We start from the raw sequence: 17,780 nt of genomic DNA, 5'->3' as shown, positions 1-17,780 counted from the left end.
CGGTTAATCGCGACCGCCCATTCTGCGCTTCACTTGCACAGGGACAAGGCTCCTACATGCGTCATTTCTTTCTACTGTTTGCGCTCTTGATCTCGGGCCTTGCCCAGGCCGGGAACAATCCATTTGAAACAAAACCCGAGTTTTTGCCGGTCGACAAAGCATTCGTCCTTACATCCGAGCGCCTGGAGTCCGGTGAGAACCAACTGTTCTGGCAGATCGCCGACGGTTATTACCTCTACCAGAAGCGCCTGAAATTCGACGGGCTGACCGCCGAACAACAACCGTTGCTGCCTGAAGGCGAATCCCACAGCGATGAGTTTTTCGGTGAACAACCGGTCTATCGTCAAGGGCTTGAGGTGAAGATCCCGGCGGCGGCTACCGGTCAGATCAAAGTCAGCTACCAAGGCTGTGCCGATGCCGGTTTGTGTTATCCACCGCAAACACGGGTGATTGACCTGGGCGGTAAAGCGGCCGTGGCGACAGGCGCAGAAGCTCCGGATCAAGCCTTGGCCAGCAGCCTGCAACAACGGGCGCTGGGCTGGAGCCTGCTGGTGTTTTTCGGCCTCGGCCTGCTGTTGGCATTCACCCCCTGTACGCTACCGATGCTGCCCATTCTGGCCGGGATGATTGTCGGCAGTGGTGCGACGCCACGCCGGGGTTTCGCGCTGGCCAGCAGTTATGTGATCTGCATGGCACTGGTGTATGCAGCGATGGGCGTGATTGCCGCACTGCTGGGGGCGAACCTGCAGGCCTGGTTGCAAAATCCGTGGTTGCTGGGCGCCTTCGCCGCCGTGTTTGTGGTGCTGGCATTGCCGATGTTTGGTTTCTTTGAATTGCAATTGCCGGTCGCGCTGCGGGACCGACTGGAACACGCTTCGCGCAGCCGCACCGGTGGCAGCCTGATTGGCGCAGGTGTACTCGGCGCGCTGTCCGGTTTGCTGGTCGGCCCATGCATGACCGCGCCACTGGCCGGTGCGCTGCTGTACATCGCGCAGAGCGGTAACGCACTGCATGGCGGTCTGATTCTGTTCTCGCTGGGGATCGGCATTGGCGTACCGCTGTTGCTGCTGGTGACAGTCGGCAATCGCTTCCTGCCAAAACCCGGTGACTGGATGAACCTGCTCAAAGGCGTGTTCGGCTTCCTGTTCCTCGCCACCGCATTGTTGATGTTGCGCCCGGTGCTGGACCCGTCGTTGTGGCAGGGTTTGTGCGGTGCCCTGTTGTTGATCGCCGCTTATAGCGCCTGGAAGCAATCCGACGGTTATGGCCGGGTTGCCCAGATGTTCGGTGCCACGTCCTTGCTGCTCGGGTTGTGGGGCAGTTTGCTGGTGATCGGCGCCGCTGGCGGCAGCGACGATCCGTACCAGCCGTTGCAGGTCTACAGCGCCGGCCGTGTCACCAACGCAGCAACGAGTGGCCATGACGCGTTCACCACTCTCAAGGATCCGGCGGCACTGCAACGCGAACTTGATACCGCCAAGGCCCAGGGCCAGTGGGTGCTGCTCGATTACTACGCCGACTGGTGCGTGTCGTGCAAAGTCATGGAAAAGCAGGTGTTCGGCAAGGACAAGGTGATGCAGGCACTGAGCGATGTGCGCCTGCTGCGACTGGATGTCACCGCTGACAACGCCGCCAGCCGTGAACTGCTCGCTCGCTTCAAAGTACCGGGGCCACCCAGCTTCGTGTGGATCGGTGCCGACGGCGAGGAACGTCGTAGCCAGCGCATTACCGGCGAAGTCGATGCCGATACGTTCCTGCAACGCTGGACCGCCACCCGGGACGCCAACTGATGCTGACCTTCACTCTCGGCACTTTTGCCATCGCGCTTAATCACCTGCTGCTGATCAGTGCATTGGCACTGGCGACCTTTGTTGGCTGGCGGGTGGCCAAACGTGGTGGTGATAACCCCGAGTCAGCGTTGTTCAGCCTGTTTCTGCTCGGCATACTCGCGGCTCGCGTCGCATTTGTCGCGATGTACTGGAGCCACTATCGCAATGATCCGTGGCAGATCATCGACCTGCGCGATGGTGGTTTCCTTGCCTGGCCTGGGGTGATCGTATTGCTGCTGGCTGCGCTGTATCGCGGCTGGCGTCGCCCGGGGTCGCGTCGACCGCTGGGGTTCGGCGTCGCCAGCGGCGTGGCATTCTGGCTGCTGGCGACGCTGTCGTTGAATATCTACGAACAAGGTACCCGCTTGCCGGACATCTCCCTGCGCAACGCGGCCGGAGAGACCATCAAACTCAGCGACTATCAGGGCGGGCCACTGGTGATCAACCTGTGGGCGACCTGGTGCCCGCCCTGCCGGCGGGAGATGCCGGTACTGGAAAGTGCCCAACAGCAACGCCCCGATTTGACCTTCCTCTTCGTCAATCAGGCCGAAAGCATGCAGAGCGTGGCGACGTTTCTCGAAACACAGGGCCTGAGCCTGAGCAACGTGTTGTTCGACCGTGGCGGCCGCCTGGGTCAGGCCGTGGGTTCCATGGCATTACCGACTACCCTGTTCTATAGCCCTGACGGCCGGCTGTTGGCCAGTCATCTGGGCGAGCTGTCCAACGCCAGCCTGGCCCGCGCCCTGGAAAACTTCGACGTCCCGAACCGAGCCACTGGCCCGGCCACCTCTGCAAGGAAACTGCCATGCACCGCCTCCGCCACCTGCTGACGCTGACCCTGGGCACTGCCCTGCTGCACCTGCCGTCCGTTCAGGCCGCTGAAGAGTTACCGGCCGCGATCAAAAAGATCGAAGCCAAAGGCGCAAAAATCGTCGGCCAGTTCGACGCCCCGGACGGCTTGCGCGGTTATGCCGCGCAGTACCAGAACCGTGGCATGGCGCTGTACCTGACCCCGGACGGTCAACACGTTTTGCTGGGTAACCTGTACGACGCCGACGGCAAGGACCTGAGCAGTGAACCGCTGCAAAAACTGGTCTACGCGCCGATGGCCAAGGAAGTCTGGGCCAAGTTTGAAGCGAGCAACTGGATTCAGGACGGCAACAAGGATGCACCCCGCACGGTGTACCTGTTCAGCGACCCGAACTGCCCGTATTGCAACATGTTCTGGGAACAGGCACGGCCGTGGGTCAACTCCGGCAAGGTGCAATTACGGCACATCATGGTCGGGATCATTCGCGAAGACAGCCCGGGTAAATCTGCTGCGCTGCTGGCCGCCAAGGATCCGGCAAAGGCACTGCAAGACCACGAAAAGGCAGGCAAGGGCAGTTCGCTCAAGGCGTTGAAAGACATCCCGGCGGCGGTGCAGACCAAACTGGCGGCAAACATGCAGTTGATGGAAGACCTGGACCTGCAAGCCACGCCGGCGATTTTCTATATGGACGACAAGGGCGAACTGCAACAGCAACAAGGCGCGCCGACGCCGGACAAGTTGGCGAAGATTCTTGGGCCTAAGTAACACTGGACATTGTTGAGGCTACTGCCCCTTCGCAAACGAGCCCGCTCCCACATTGGAATGCCATCCTTCTGTGGGCGCGGGCTCGCTCGCGAAGAGCGATGACGCGGTCTAACCGTTGCGCTCACTCAGGAAGTTAAACAGCACCTCAGTCACAAACGCCGGATTCTCCAGATTGGAGATATGCCCCGCCTCCGGCACCAGTACCCAAGGGCAACCGATCAGCTCTGCCATTTCCTGCGCTTCCGACGGTGGTCGTGGTTTGTCCTGATCGCCGCACAGCACCAGTGTGGTGGCTGCATTCAGCTCACTCAGACGCGGCAGGAGGTCATCACGACCAAAGGTGATGCGCCCCATCGGCACGATGCTTTCGCGTAGCCGGTCAGAGGTGTAAGCCGCGAGTTTTGCGCGAAAATCCTGATACAACGCCGACTGCGGATCAATGCCCGGCCGGAAGAAGATCGGCACGACGATGTCGAGCAACTGTTCCGAGATTTCCCCGGTTTCTTCGATCTGTTTAAACAGCGAGAAGTAGTACTGACGGGTGGGCTCGGGTTCGACGCCGACGTAAGTGTCCATCAGCACCAACCCCTTGAGCCGCTGCGGTGCCGACAGCGCCAGACGCACGCCCCACATGCCACCCACCGACAGCCCGACCAGCGTGACTTTGTCGATGCCCAGATGATCGAGCAACGCCTGCACCTGCCGGGCGATGTCATCTAGCGATTGAGTGCCATCGGGCAGACGTCCGGACTCGCCGTGACCCCACAGATCCAGCGCAATCACTCGATAGTGCGGCGATAACGCGGCGATCTGCGGCGCCCACATAGCCTGGTCCCACAAATAACTGCCGGCCAGCAACACGGCCGGGCCTGTGCCTTGATCAATGTAATGAAGTGCTTGTCCGTCCACCTTGAAAAAGGGCATCGATTCACCTGCGCGGTAAAAAAGTGAACCGGCAGACTGAGCTGCCGGTTCGGGGTCGTCAACCTTGAAAATGTACTCGAATGTGGCGGTTGAAGTGTGTTGAGTTCAATGACGCCAGAGACTACAAACCCTCCAGCTGCGCCATCAGATCATTCAAGCGATCCACCTTCTCCTCGGTGATATCACTGGCCGCCAGCCCCTCAATGTATTCGGCCAGCGCCTCGACCGTGCTGCACTCAAACATCGCCCGTAGCGGCACGTCGCGTTGCAGGGTCTTCTGCACCCGCGAAGCAATCTGCGTGGCCAGCAACGAATGCCCGCCCAGCTCGAAGAAGTTGTCGCGCACACCGACCTTCTCGACCTTCAACACCTCAGCCCAAATACCCGCCAGGGTCTGCTCAAGCTCATTGCGTGGCGCCCGATAATCGCGGCTCTGCAACTGACCGATCTCCAGCGCAGGCAAAGCTTTGCGATCCAGTTTGCCGTTGGTGTTGAGCGGCAACTGCGCAAGCCACAACCAGTGCAGCGGCACCATGTATTCCGGCAATTCGCTGCGCAGACGTTGTTTGATGCGCTCCAGACGTTCGTTCGGGTTGAGCGCGGAATCCGCCGCAACCAGATAGCCGACCAAGTGCTTGCCGTTGACGCCCTCCTGCACCCCGACCGCCGCATCGCGCACTTCCGGTTGTTCGTGCAGACGCGCTTCGATTTCACCCAATTCGATCCGGTAACCGCGAATTTTCACCTGATGATCGACCCGGCCAACGTACTCCAGCACGCCATCGCTGCGACGTCGCGCCAGGTCACCGGTGCGATACAGACGCTCACCCGGCGCACCAAACGGATTCGGTACAAACACCGGCGCTGTGCGCAGCGGATCGCTGACATAACCGCGCCCGACCCCGGTGCCGGCCACGCACAATTCACCTACCGCACCCAACGGCACCAGTTCCAGCGCGCCATCAAGCAGATACAGCACGTTGTTGTCGGTGGGTGTGCCGATCGGCAGATAGCTGCCGCGAGTCGAGGCCATGTCGACACGGAAGAACGCCACGTCATCGGAACATTCCGCCGGGCCGTAAGCATTGACCAGACCGATCTGCGGGTAACGCTGCAGCCATTGGTGCGCCAGTTCCGGCGGCATCGCCTCGCCGGTCGGTAGCATCCAGCGCAGACCGTCGAGGCTCAGGTGATCCGAGGCCAGCATGCCCTGAATCAGTGACGGCACGCTCTCCAGCACCGTGATGCCCTGCACCTGCACATGCGCCAGCAAACCTTGCGGATCATGAGCGATGGTGTTCGGCACAATGTCCACTCGCGCCCCGAACAGCGGCGCGGCGAGGAACTGCCAGACGGAAATGTCGAAGCTCTGCGAAGCGGTCTGTGCGATCACGTCGGCCTCGCTCAAATCGAGGTACGGGCGCTTGCTCAACTGGTTGTTGAGCATGCCGCGCTGTTCGACCATCACGCCCTTCGGCAAACCGGTGGAGCCCGAGGTGTAGATCACATAAGCGAGGTTGTCCGGGCCGCTGTGAATGCCCGGGTTTTCCATCGATGTCGCCAAGGTCTGAATCTCTTCCCAGACCAACAACCGTGGGCGGTTGGCACAACTGAATTCGTCCAGCAAGACCTGCGCCTGTTCACGGCACGCCTCGCTGCAGACCAGCACCGGCGTGCGGCTCAGTTCGATGATGCGTTGCAGACGCTGACTCGGCAGGCCCGGGTCCAGCGGCAGATAACCTGCACCGGCCTTGAAGCTGCCGATGATCATGCCCAGCAGATCGAGGTTACGTTCGGCCAGCAACGCCACCGGTTGATCCCTCTGCACGCCGGCCGCTACCAATGCATGGCCCAGGCGGTTGGCATTGTGGTTCAGCTCGGCATAACTCTGTTGCTGATCAAGGTAACTGGCGGCGATGCAGTGCGGATGTTGCACAACCTGCGCTTCGAACAGCGACACGTAGCTGTGCTCCAGTGGATAGTCATGCCCGCTCTGGTTGCAACCGTAAAGCAGAAAGTCTTGTTCTTCGCGGCCGAGCAGCGGCAGATCGGCCATGTCGCCATGGAAGCCGTCAACCAGCGCCAGCAGCAGTCGCTTGAACTCGCCGAGCATGCGCTCGACCGTCGATTCGTCGAAATAACGCTGGTCATAAGACAGATGCAGGCCGAGGTCATCGCCCGGGTAACACACCGCCGTCAGCGGGAAGTTGGTGTGGGTGCGGCCCGAATCCGAGGTCGCATTCAGGCTCTGCGCCCGGTCCAGCACCGAGACGTCTACCGGCGCGTTTTCAAACACGAACAGGCTGTCGAACAGCGGCTGGCCTTTGGGTAATTCACTCTGTTCCTGGATATTCACCAGCGGCAGATATTCGTATTCGCGCAGTTGCATGTTGCTGTCGAGCAGACCGCTGAGCCACTGACGCACGCCACAGCGCTGATCGTCCGCCGGCATCTGCACCCGCAGCGCGACACTGTTGATGAACAGGCCAACGGTGCGTTGCATCTGTGGCATGTCCACCGGGCGCCCGGCCACGGTGACGCCAAACAGCACGTCGCGATCACCGCTCAGGCGTCGCAGCACCAGTGCCCACGCCGCTTGGGCAAAGGTGTTGATGGTCAGTTGATGGGCCTGCGCCAGTTCACGCAGACGCGCACCGTCCTCGACATTAAGGCGGGTGTAGCGGTCGCCGACGATCATGCCGCCGCTTTCACCGGCGTGCTCACGCAGGAACGGACGGTCGCTCGGGATCGGCGTGGTGCGTTCGAACCCTTGCAGATTCTGCTGCCACCACTGCCGCGCCTCGGCCAGGCTCTGGCGTTGCAGCCAAGCGATGTAATCGCGATAACGCGGTGGCACCGACAACTGCGCTTCACGACCTTCGCCGAGGGCGGTGTAGATCTCGAAGAAATCGTTCATCAACAACGAACGGCACCAGGCATCGATAAGGATGTGGTGGTTGCTCATCATGAACCAGTAATGCCCCGCGCCGACCTTGATCAGACGCAGGTGGAACGGTGCCTGATTGAGCAGATCGAATCCGGCCTCGCGCTCGCTTTTCAGCAGCGCTTGCAACTTGGGTTCCTGCTCGGTGTCGGCGATGGTGCTCCAGTCCAGATATTCGATCGGCGTGCGGCCCGGTGTGTGGATCACTTGCAGCATGTCTTCGCCAACGTTCCAGCAGAACGACGCACGCAACGCTTCGTGACGGGCGACCACCGCTTGCCAGGCCTGAGCGAAACGCTCGGGGTCGAGTTCGCTGTTGATGCGATAACGATCCTGCATGTAGTACAGACCGGTGCCCGGTTCGAGCAAGGTGTGCAGAAGCATGCCTTCCTGCATCGGCGTGAGTGGATAGACGTCTTCGATGTGCGCGGCCGGCACCGGCAAGGCATCGAGTTGCGCCTGGGTTAGCCTGGCCAGCGGGAAGTCCGACGGCGTCAGGCCTGCGGCCTCGCTTTGCAGGCAATGAGCGATCAGGCTTTGCAATTCGCCAAGGTAGGCATCGGCCAGATCGTTGATGGTCTGCGCGTTGTAACGCTCGGCGCTGAAAGTCCAGCGCAGCAGCAGTTCACCACCATAGACCTGACTGTCGACACTCAACTCGTTCGGCAGCGGCGCCTGTGGATCGTGGGCGGCACCGACCGGCTCGTCCAGCGGACGGAACAGCGCATCGATGCCGAAACTCTGGTCGAACTGACCGAGGTAATTGAAGGTGACCGGCGCATTCGGCAACGCCGCCATGCTGCGCTGGCAGACGTCATCGGCCAGATAACGCAGCACGCCATAGCCCAGACCTTTGTGCGGCACGGCACGCAGTTGTTCCTTGATCGCCTTGATCGAAGCGCCCTGCCCGGCCGCCTCTTCGATGTTGTGCGGGGTCAGGCGTAATGGATAGGCGCTGGTGAACCAGCCGACCGTGCGGGTCAGGTCGATCTCGTCGAACAGGGTTTCACGGCCGTGGCCTTCGAGTTGAATCAACGCCGATTCTTGACCGCTCCAGCGGCACAGGACACGGGCCAACGCAGTCAGCAACAGATCATTGACCTGGGTGCGATAGGCCCTCGGTGCCTGTTGCAGCAACTGCTGGGTGCGCTCGGCATCGAGTCGCACGCTGACGGTTTGTGCGTGACGATTGTGTTGGCCGCCCTGCGGGTGTTTGCACGGCAAGTCAGCGTTCGGGCCGGCCAGTTGCGACTGCCACCAACTCAATTCTTCACGCAGGGATTCGCTGCCGGCGTAAGCCTGCAAACGCGCCGCCCAGTCCTTGAAGGCGCTGGTTTTTGCGGGCAGTTTCAGCGACTGCTCGCTGTCGAGTTGGCGATACACGGTTTGCAAATCGTCGAGCAATACACGCCACGACACACCGTCGACCACCAAGTGATGGATGGCGATAAACAGGCGTTGCTGCGCCTGCGGACCATCGACCAGCAAGGCGCGCAATAACGGGCCGTTTTGCAGATCGAGACGGCGCTGGGCATCGGCGAACAGCGCTTCGCACTTGTCCATCGACGTGACACGCACCTGCCACAACACGGCCGTTTCAGACACCGTTTGATGCGTCGCTTGCCACTCGCCTGCGACTTCGCTGAAACGCAGGCGCAAGGCGTCGTGCTGCCCAACCACCGCCCACAGCGCTTGCTCCAGACGATGAGGCTCCAGCGCCACGGTCGGCTCCAGCAACAATGCCTGGTTCCAGTGCTGACGCTCAGGGATGTCAGTGTCGAAGAACCAGCGCTGAATCGGCGTCATACGCGACTCACCAACAACCAGACCTTGCTCGGCCGTCACCTGCTGCGTGCGACTGGCCACGGCGGCCAGCGTCTGCACCGTCTGGTGCTGGAACAGATCACGCGGGCTGAAATGAATGCCTTGCTGGCGCGCACGGCTGACCACTTGAATCGACAGGATCGAGTCGCCACCGAGTTCGAAGAAGTTGTCGTTGAGGCCGACCCGTTGGACGTTAAGCACTTCGCACCAGATCTGCGCCAGGGTCTGCTCCAGTTCACTGCCGGGGGCAACGTAGTCCTGACGATTGAGCTCCGGATCCGGCGCCGGCAAGGCGCGGCGGTCGAGTTTGCCGTTGGCCGTCAGCGGCATGCTCGCCAGCAGGATCAGGTGCGTCGGCACCATGTAATCCGGCAGTTTTGCCTTCAGATGGGACTTGAGCGCTTCACGCAACTCGGCCTGTCTGGCTTCGCCTTGCTCGGCAACCGCCGTCACCAGATAGGCCACCAATTGCTGACCACTCGGCGCGTCCAGTGCCAGCACCACCGCTTCACGGATCGCGTCGTGATCGAGCAAGCGCGTTTCGATTTCGCCCAACTCGATACGGAAACCACGGATTTTCACCTGATGATCGATGCGCCCCAAGTACTCCACCAGACCGTCGGCGCGCTGGCGCACCAGGTCGCCGGTGCGGTACATGCGTGCGCCATCGGTCGCAAACGGATCAGCGACAAACCGTTCGGCGGTGATGCCCGCACGGTCGTGATAGGCCTGAGCCAGTCCCGCGCCGCCAACGAACAATTCACCCGTCGCGCCTTGCGGCACCAGCGCCAGATCGGCGTCGAGAATGTAAGCGACGCGCGCGCCGATCACGCTGCCGATCGGCACGCTGCCGGCGCCTTCTTCCAGCACCTCGGGAGCGAGACTCGCCAGCGGCATGACCACGGTTTCGGTCGGGCCATAAGCGTTGAAGAACAGGCTCGGTTTGAACGCTGCACGAATGCGCTGCAGGTGTTCGCCGGTCAACGCTTCGCCACCGGTGATGATCATGCGTACCGGGAGGATTTCGTTTTGCGTCGCCAGCCATTGCGCCAACTGGCTGCCATAGCTGGGGGTAAAGCCAAGAACATTGATGCGATGACGGCGAATCAGCCCGCAGATTTCTTGCGCATCCCACTGCCCTTGCGCCCGCAGCACAACGTGCGCACCGCTGAGCAACGGCACCAGCAGACGCTCGGTGGCGGCGTCGAAGTTGATCGAATAGAAGTGCAACTCGCAGTCATCCGCACGCATGCCAAAACGCTCGATCACCGCGAGGCAGTGCATGGCAATTTCACCGTGACTGACCACTACGCCTTTCGGTTTGCCGGTCGAGCCCGAGGTGTAAATCAGGTACGCCTGATGTTGCGGCAGGCTAATGAAGGGCAGCTCGGTGGCCGGGTAATCGGCCAGTGCGGCGCGGTCATCTTCAAGACACCAGCGCGCCACGTTCGACGGCAATTGGCCAAGGGCTTTGAACATGGCGCGGTCACTGAGCAGCAGCCCGATGCGGCTGTCTTCGATCATGTAATGCAGACGATCGAGCGGGTATTCCGGGTCCAGCGGCACATAGGCGCCGCCAGCCTTGAGGATCGCCAGTAGACCGACGACCATTTCCAGCGAACGCTCCAACGCCAGACCAACCCGCACTTGCGGCCCGACGCCGCGCTCACGCAGCGCCCAGGCCAGACGATTGGCGCGGGCATCGAGTTCGCTGTAGCTCAGGGTCTGTGCGGCGAAAGTCAGGGCCGGTGCGTCTTTTCGCGCCATAGCCTGCTCGGCGAACAGGTGATGGATGCATTGATCGAGACGATGCTCGCCCGGCTCGACGCCGAGGCTGTCGAGCAATTGCTGGCGTTCAGGTTGATCGAGTAGCGGCAGCTCGCTGAGGCGTTGTTGCGGATCGGCGATCAGTGCTTCGAGCAGGTTGCACCAATGTCTGGCCATGCGTGCGATGGTCGACTCATCGAACAAATCCGTGCTGTAGGTCAGGCAGCAACCGAGGCGATGGTCGAGGTCGGTGACTTCCAGGTTGAGGTCGAACTTGGTCGCCCGCGCATCGTTGGCCAGGTATTCGACGGTCATGCCAGCGAGCGTGCGGCTCTGTTGGAACTCCCAGCGCTGCACGTTGCACATCACCTGAAACAGCGGGTTGTAGGCAGCGCTGCGCGGTGGCTGCAAGGCCTCGACCAGATGATCGAACGGCAGATCCTGATGCGACTGCCCTTCGATCACCGTATGACGAACCTGGTCGAACAACTCGCCGACCGACATCTGCCCGTCGAGCTGACAACGCAGCACCTGCGTGTTGAGGAACGCACCAATCAACCCTTCGCTTTCAGGACGAATACGGTTGGCCACCGGCGCGCCGATGCGCAGATCGGTCTGGCCGCTGTAGCGGTAGAGCAGCGTGGCGAGAGCGGCGGTCATGGTCATGAACAGGGTCAGACCGTTTTGCGCATTGAATGCCCGAACCCGAGCAGCAAGATCGTCGCTCAGATCGAAGCGCAACAGTTCGCCCTGATGGCTTTGCACCGGCGGACGCGGACGGTCGCCCGGCAGTTCCAGCAGCGGGTGTTCGCGGCCCAATTGCGCGGTCCAGTAGTCGAGTTGGCGCTGACGCTCGCCGGACTCCAGCCAGTCGCGCTGCCAGACGCTGTAGTCGAGGTATTGCACCGGCAGCGGTTCCAGCGGCGAATCGCGGTCATCGATGAACGCCTCGTACAACGCGCTGAGCTCGCGGGCAAAGATGTCCATCGCCCAGCCTTCGGTGACGATGTGGTGCAGGGTCAGGACGAAGTAATGCTCTTGCTCGGCGGTCTTGACCAGACAGGCGCGCAGCAACGGACCAGTTTCCAGGTCGAACGGCAGGTGCGCTTCTTCGTCGGCCAGTTGCTGGACGTTTTGCTCACGCACGTCAGCCGCGAGTTGGGAGAAATCCTTCCAGCCCATGCTTACACCGGTTTCGGCATGCACTTGCTGACGGGCCACGCCGTCGACGCTGGGGAACGTGGTGCGCAGGGTTTCGTGGCGCAGGATCAGCGCCTGCAATGCCGCCTCGAAATGCTCGACATGCAACACGCCACGCAGGCGCGCCATGCCGCCGACGTTGTACGCCGGGCTGTCCGGTTCCATTTGCCAGAGGAACCACATGCGTTGCTGTGAGTAGGACAGCGGCACCGCTTGGCGACGGTCGACTTTAGCAATCGGCGGTTGTTGGTTGGTGCGGCCGCTGACCTGGATCAGGCGAATCTGCTCGGCGAAGTCGCCGAGTTCGCTGTGTTCGAACAAGGCGCGCAACGGTACTTCGACGTCGCAAGCCTGACGAGTACGCGAGATGATTTGCGTGGCCAGCAGCGAGTGGCCGCCGAGGGCGAAGAAATCGTCGCGCAGACCGACTTGCGCCAGACCGAGCACTTCGCGCCAGATCGCGGCGATTTGCCGTTCCAGTTCGCTGACCGGCTCGACGTGTTCGCGCACTTGCCATTGCGGCTCTGGCAAGGCGCGGCGGTCGAGTTTGCCGCTTGGGCTCAGGGGCATTTCGTCCAGACGCATCAGTTGCGCCGGGACCATGTACTCCGGTAGTTCGGCGGCCAATGCGGTTTTCAGGCGAATGATCTGCGCGTCCTGATCCTCGCGGCCATCAAGGGCGGTGAAGTAGCCGATCAGTTGCGCGCCAGCGGCGGTTTCGCGCACCTGCACCACGGCTTGGGCAACGCCGTCCTGAGCGAGCAGACGCGCTTCGATTTCTTCCGGTTCTACGCGAAAGCCGCGCAGTTTGACCTGCTGATCGAGACGGCCGAGGTATTCGATCACTCCAGCCGACGTCCAGCGTGCGCGGTCGCCAGTGCGGTACAGCCGCGCGCCCTGCTCGCCTAATGGATCGACCACGAAACGTTCGGCGGTCAGTGCCGGGCGGGCGAGATAACCACGGGCCAGACCGCTACCACTGATGCACAGTTCACCGGGTACACCGGCCGGTACTGGATTGAGATCGGCGTCGAGCACACGGCAGACCACATTGCCCAGCGGTCGGCCAATCGGCGAGCGCTCGCCATCGGCGCGGGTGCAATGCCAATGGGTGACGTTGATCGCGGTTTCGGTCGGGCCATAACGGTTGTGCAGTTGGACCGCCGGCCATTGCGCGAGCACGCGGTTGCGCAGCTCCGCCGGCAAGGCTTCACCGCCAGAGAAGACCCGACGCAGGCTGGTGCACTCGGCGCTGAGCGGCTCGTCGATGAACAACGCGAGCAGCGGTGGCACGAAGTGCAGCGTGGTCACGCCGTACTGCTGAACCAGCTGGGCGATGCGATGCGGATCGCGGTGCTCGCCGGGGCCGGCGATCAGCAAACGGGCACCGGTGATCAGCGGCCAGAAGCACTCCCACACCGACACGTCGAAACTGATCGGCGCTTTCTGCATCAGCACGTCGGTTTCGTTGAGGCGATAGCTGTTCTGCATCCATTGCAAACGTTCAGCGAGCGCCGCGTGGGTGTTGCCGACGCCTTTGGGTTGGCCAGTGGAGCCGGAGGTGTAAATCACATAGGCAAGGTTGTCGCCGTGCAGGCGCAGACCCGGTGCCTCGCTTGGCCAGTTTTCCAAATGCAGCGCGTCCATGGCGATGACGCTGACACCCGCGCTGGCCGGCAAGCGGTCGAGCAGTGCGGTCTGGGTCAACAGCAGTTCAACGCCGCTGTCGCTGAGCATGTAGGCCAAGCGATCGGCCGGATAATCCGGGTCCAGCGGCACGTAGGCGCCGCCTGCCTTGATGATCGCCAGCAGGCCGATCAACAGTTGCGGCGAACGCTCGGCGGCGATGGCCACGCAGACATCCGGGCCAACGCCTTTGTCGCGCAAGCAGTGCGCGAGGCGGTTGGCCTGGGCGTGCAATTGGGCAAAGTCGAGGCTACCGCCCTCCCACACCAGTGCGCTGCGTTCAGGGGTCTGGCGTGCCTGTTCATTGAGCAGTTCCGGCAACCATTGTTGCGCCGGAGCACACGGCGCAACGCTCCACTGTTGCTGTTGATCGTGCTCGTCGGCAGCCAGCAGTTGCAGGTCGCCGATGGCTTGTTGCGGACGTTCACAGACCTCACGCAACACGTTGCTGAAATGCTCGGCCAGACGCTCGATGGTCGCGGCGTCAAACAGCTCATTGGCGTAGTCGAAGGACAGGGTCAGGCGCCCGTTGCGGTCTTCTTCACTGTGCAACTGCAGATCGAACTTGGCTTCGCGGCTGTGCCACGGCAGCTCCTCGGCGAGCAGACCCGGCAGACGTTTGAGCGCACTCAGATCGCGTTGCTGGTGGTTGAACATGACCTGGAACAGGCCTTGCTCACGGGCCTGCGGGAAGGCTTCGAGCAGTTGTTCGAACGGCAGATCCTGATGGGCCTGAGCACCGAGTGCGGCGTGGCGGGTCTGGGCCAGCAATTGGAGAAACGACGAGCGCGAATCGACTTCCGCGCGCAGCACTTGGGTGTTGATGAAGAAGCCAATCAGGCCCTGGGTTTCCAAGCGCGGACGGTTGGCATTGGGCACACCGATGCGAATATCGCGCTGGCCGCTGTAGCGGTGCAACAGACTCTGCCATGCCGAGAGCAACAGCATGAACGGCGTCGCTTCGTGCGCCTGCGCGGTGTTGCGGATCGCTTCGCTGAGGCTGACGCTCAGACGCACCGTGTGTCGTGCGGCGCTATGAAGTTGCTGAGCCGAACGCGGATGATCGGTGGCCAGTGCCAGAGGCGGATGCTCATCGCCCAACTGCGCTTTCCAGTACGCCAGTTGCCGCTCGCTCTCGCCTTGCGCCAGCCATTGACGCTGCCAACTGCCATAGTCGGCGTACTGAGTGGGCAGCGGCGCGAGATCAGCGGTAGCGCCTTGCGAGGCGGCGGCATACAGGCGCGAGAACTCATCGATCAGCACGTTCAGCGACCAGCCATCAGCGATGATGTGATGCATCGTCACCAGCAGTTGGTGGTCTTCGTCATCGAGACGAATCAGCTTCACCCACAGCAACGGACCTTTTTGCAGATCAAAGGGAGTGCGCGCTTCGTCCTCGCGGATTTGTTGCGCACGGGTTTCACGCGCATGGACTGGCAGATCGCTGATGTCGATCCGTTGCAGGTTGAATTGAGCCGTCGCATCGACTTGCTGCAGGGCCACACCGTCACGTTCGAAGAAGCGCGTGCGCAGGGATTCGTGGCGTTCGATCAGTTGCTGGAAGCTGCGGCGCAAGGCGTCTTCGTCCAGCTCACCGCGCAAACGCAGGGCACCGGGAATGGTGTAAGCGCTGCTTTGCGGGTCCAGTTGCCAGGTGATCCACAAACGATTCTGTGCCAGCGATTGCGCCATCGGCTCAGTGCGCGGCACAACGGTGATTGCGCCCTGAGCGTGGCCGCCGTCCTCTTGCTGTTGCGCCACGGCGGCGGCAAAAGCAGACAGGGTCGGCGCTTCAAACAGCAGGCGCAGGTTCAGTTCCAGGCCGAGTGCTTCGCGAACACGGGCGATCACTTGGGTGGCGGCGATGGAGTTACCGCCGAGCAGGAAGAAGTGGTCATCGTTGTTGACCTGTTTGACGTTCAATTGCTCGGCCCAGATGTTGCCGATCAGGGCTTGCAGGTCAGTGGTTGGCACGGCCGGTTCGCTGCTTGAGGCTGCAGCCGAAGGGAACACCGCGTAGCTGTCGAGGCTGCCATCGGCCAGACGAAGGCGGCAGGCTGAGCGCTGAAGTTTGCCGCTGGACGTCTTCGGCAACGCGCCCGGATTGAGCAGCACCACCACGCTCGGTGCTTGCTGACAAGCCTCGGCCACCGCTTGGCGAATCGCATTGATCAGCGCTTCGGGCGGCAGGATTTTCTGCACGCTGCGGCTGATTTCTGCGGCAATGCCGATGCCCTCTTCGCCATCCTGGCTGACCGCAAACGCGGCCACGCGCCCCTTGCGTACCACTTCCACTTCGCGCTCGACGGTTTGCTCAATGTCCTGCGGATACAGGTTGTGACCGCGCACGATCAGCATGTCTTTCAACCGACCGGTGATGAACAGCTCACCGTCGCGGATGAAACCCAGGTCACCCGTGCGCAGCCATGTGCGACCGGCGTGCTGAACGAAGGTCTTGGCACTGGCCTCGGGGTTGCGCCAATAGCCCTGAGCAATGCTCGGGCCGGCCGCCCAGACTTCACCGACGACGTTATCGGCAAGTTCTTCAAGACGGGTGGGGTCGACGATCAGCACCGCGTGTTCCGGCTGACTGATGCCACAACTCATGATCGGGCTGCCGTCACCAGGCTCGGCGCGGTTTTGTGCCAGCGCCTGATCGTCCACGCGCAGCGCAGCAATGCCCGTGCCGCGCGGTGTGCCGGCGACAAACAGTGTGGCTTCGGCCAGGCCGTACGAGGCCATGAAACTGTCTTCACTGAAACCGCACACGGTGAACTTTTCGGCGAAACGCTCCAGGGTGTCGAGGCGGATCGGCTCGGAGCCGGAATACGCCACACGCCAGCGGCTCAGGTCGAGACGCTCAAGCGCCGATTCGCTGACCCGCTCGCTGCACAAGCGGTAAGCGAAATCCGGCCCGCCGCTGATGGTGCCGCCGTATTGGCTGATCGCTTCGAGCCAGCGCAACGGCCGGCCGAGGAAGTACGCCGGCGACATCAGGATGCACGGCACACCGCTGAAAATCGGCTGGAGCAAACCGCCAATCAGCCCCATGTCGTGATACAGCGGCAGCCAACTGACGATCACGTCGTCGGGGTTCACGTCGATACCAAAACCGTGGCGGATCAGCAATTCGTTGGCGACCAGATTGCCGTGGCTGACTTGCACGCCTTTGGGCAACGCGGTGGAGCCGGAGGTGTATTGCAGGAAGGCGATGTGATCCGGCGGCAGGGTCGGTTCAACCCAACGCTCGGCCAGAGCGTTGTCGAGGGTGTCGACGCACAGCAACGGCGGCGCCCCTTCGATCTGCTGCAAGGCGTCACGCAGATCAGCGCTGGTCAGCAACAGACGCGGTTCGGCGTCGGCGATGATCGACAGCAATCGCGCCTGATGGTGACGACGAGCAGACTCCGGCGGATAGGCCGGTACCGCAATCACCCCCGCGTACAGACAACCAAAGAACGCCGCGACGTAATCCGGACCGCTGGGAAACAACAGAACCGCGCGATCACCAAACTCGGCTTCGGCTTGCAACGCGGCAGCAATGCTGCGCGCACGCTGATCGAGTTCGCGATAACTGAGCACCACAGCCTGCTCTTCGTTTTCGGCGAGAAAACGCAAGGCCAGTCGATCCGGCGTCAGGGCCGCGCGGCGCTGGAGGGCGTGGACCAGGGTGCTGGGGAGTTCGAACGCGTCGGTCATTTGGTTTCCTGCCTGAATTCGGCTTGCTAGTGGAATCGGGTTGCTGCGTCACGCCCTTCGAGGGCATGCAGGGCGCGGTCTACGCCGACCGCGCAAGGCATGGGAATGCTGTCTGGTTTGGATTGTTAACCCGCAACCATTCACCAATGAGAACGGATGACGTCTTGAAATAATTAGTCGCCAAGCGGGCTAGCCAATGGGACCGGAGTGCGGCGGCGTGTCGCAGTTCTCAGACCGCACCTTGATGGATCATTAATTCTCTTTCTCAATTGACAATCATTATCATTCAACATAATTTGTCGCTCGATGTGTAGGACGCCCCTCCCCCAGG

At 61.8% G+C, this 17,780-nt stretch carries 5 protein-coding genes; 3 read left to right on the top strand and 2 right to left on the bottom strand.

The window, feature by feature from the left end; all coding sequences use genetic code 11:
* Positions 1-56: 56 nt before the first annotated feature.
* The 3 genes from dsbD to dsbG are packed head-to-tail and all read left to right on the top strand — an operon-like array spanning position 57 to position 3,405.
* On the top strand, positions 57-1,790 hold the full coding sequence (dsbD, locus tag ACIOU6_RS05465; protein WP_401134477.1) for a protein-disulfide reductase DsbD: 1,734 nt from the start codon (positions 57-59) through the stop codon (positions 1,788-1,790).
* The gene (locus ACIOU6_RS05460) at positions 1,790-2,659 is read left to right on the top strand and encodes a TlpA disulfide reductase family protein (RefSeq protein WP_221729150.1); all 870 of its coding nucleotides are present in this window, start codon (positions 1,790-1,792) and stop codon (positions 2,657-2,659) included. Before dsbD ends, ACIOU6_RS05460 begins: the two co-directional genes overlap by 1 nt.
* A complete protein-coding gene (gene dsbG, locus ACIOU6_RS05455) occupies positions 2,635-3,405 on the top strand; it encodes a thiol:disulfide interchange protein DsbG (RefSeq protein ID WP_221729151.1) in 771 nt (256 codons plus the stop codon). The genes ACIOU6_RS05460 and dsbG overlap by 25 nt, the downstream gene beginning before the upstream one ends.
* Positions 3,406-3,513: 108 nt before the next feature.
* Here dsbG and ACIOU6_RS05450 read toward each other — a convergent pair whose 3' ends face one another.
* The gene (locus tag ACIOU6_RS05450; RefSeq protein ID WP_401134474.1) at positions 3,514-4,329 is read right to left on the bottom strand and encodes an alpha/beta fold hydrolase; all 816 of its coding nucleotides are present in this window, start codon (positions 4,327-4,329) and stop codon (positions 3,514-3,516) included.
* A gap of 121 nt (positions 4,330-4,450) precedes the next feature.
* Complete coding sequence (locus tag ACIOU6_RS05445) at positions 4,451-17,449, bottom strand: non-ribosomal peptide synthetase (protein ID WP_401134471.1); 12,999 nt, start codon at positions 17,447-17,449, stop codon at positions 4,451-4,453.
* Positions 17,450-17,780 lie beyond the last annotated feature (331 nt).

The organism is Pseudomonas sp. NPDC087615 (assembly GCF_044743445.1).
In the GTDB taxonomy this organism is placed as follows: domain Bacteria; phylum Pseudomonadota; class Gammaproteobacteria; order Pseudomonadales; family Pseudomonadaceae; genus Aquipseudomonas; species Aquipseudomonas baetica_A.
Note: the sequence above shows the minus strand (reverse complement) of the source record. Positions and strands in the feature narration are given on the sequence as shown.

Excerpts from the sequence above, each read along its gene's own strand:
- dsbD (WP_401134477.1), top strand. The coding sequence starts at position 57 with ATGCGTCATTTCTTTCTACTGTTTGCGCTCTTGATCTCGGGCCTTGCC.
- ACIOU6_RS05460 (WP_221729150.1), top strand. The coding sequence starts at position 1,790 with ATGCTGACCTTCACTCTCGGCACTTTTGCCATCGCGCTTAATCACCTG.
- dsbG (WP_221729151.1), top strand. The coding sequence starts at position 2,635 with ATGCACCGCCTCCGCCACCTGCTGACGCTGACCCTGGGCACTGCCCTG.
- ACIOU6_RS05450 (WP_401134474.1), bottom strand. The coding sequence starts at position 4,329 with ATGCCCTTTTTCAAGGTGGACGGACAAGCACTTCATTACATTGATCAA.
- ACIOU6_RS05445 (WP_401134471.1), bottom strand. The coding sequence starts at position 17,449 with ATGACCGACGCGTTCGAACTCCCCAGCACCCTGGTCCACGCCCTCCAG.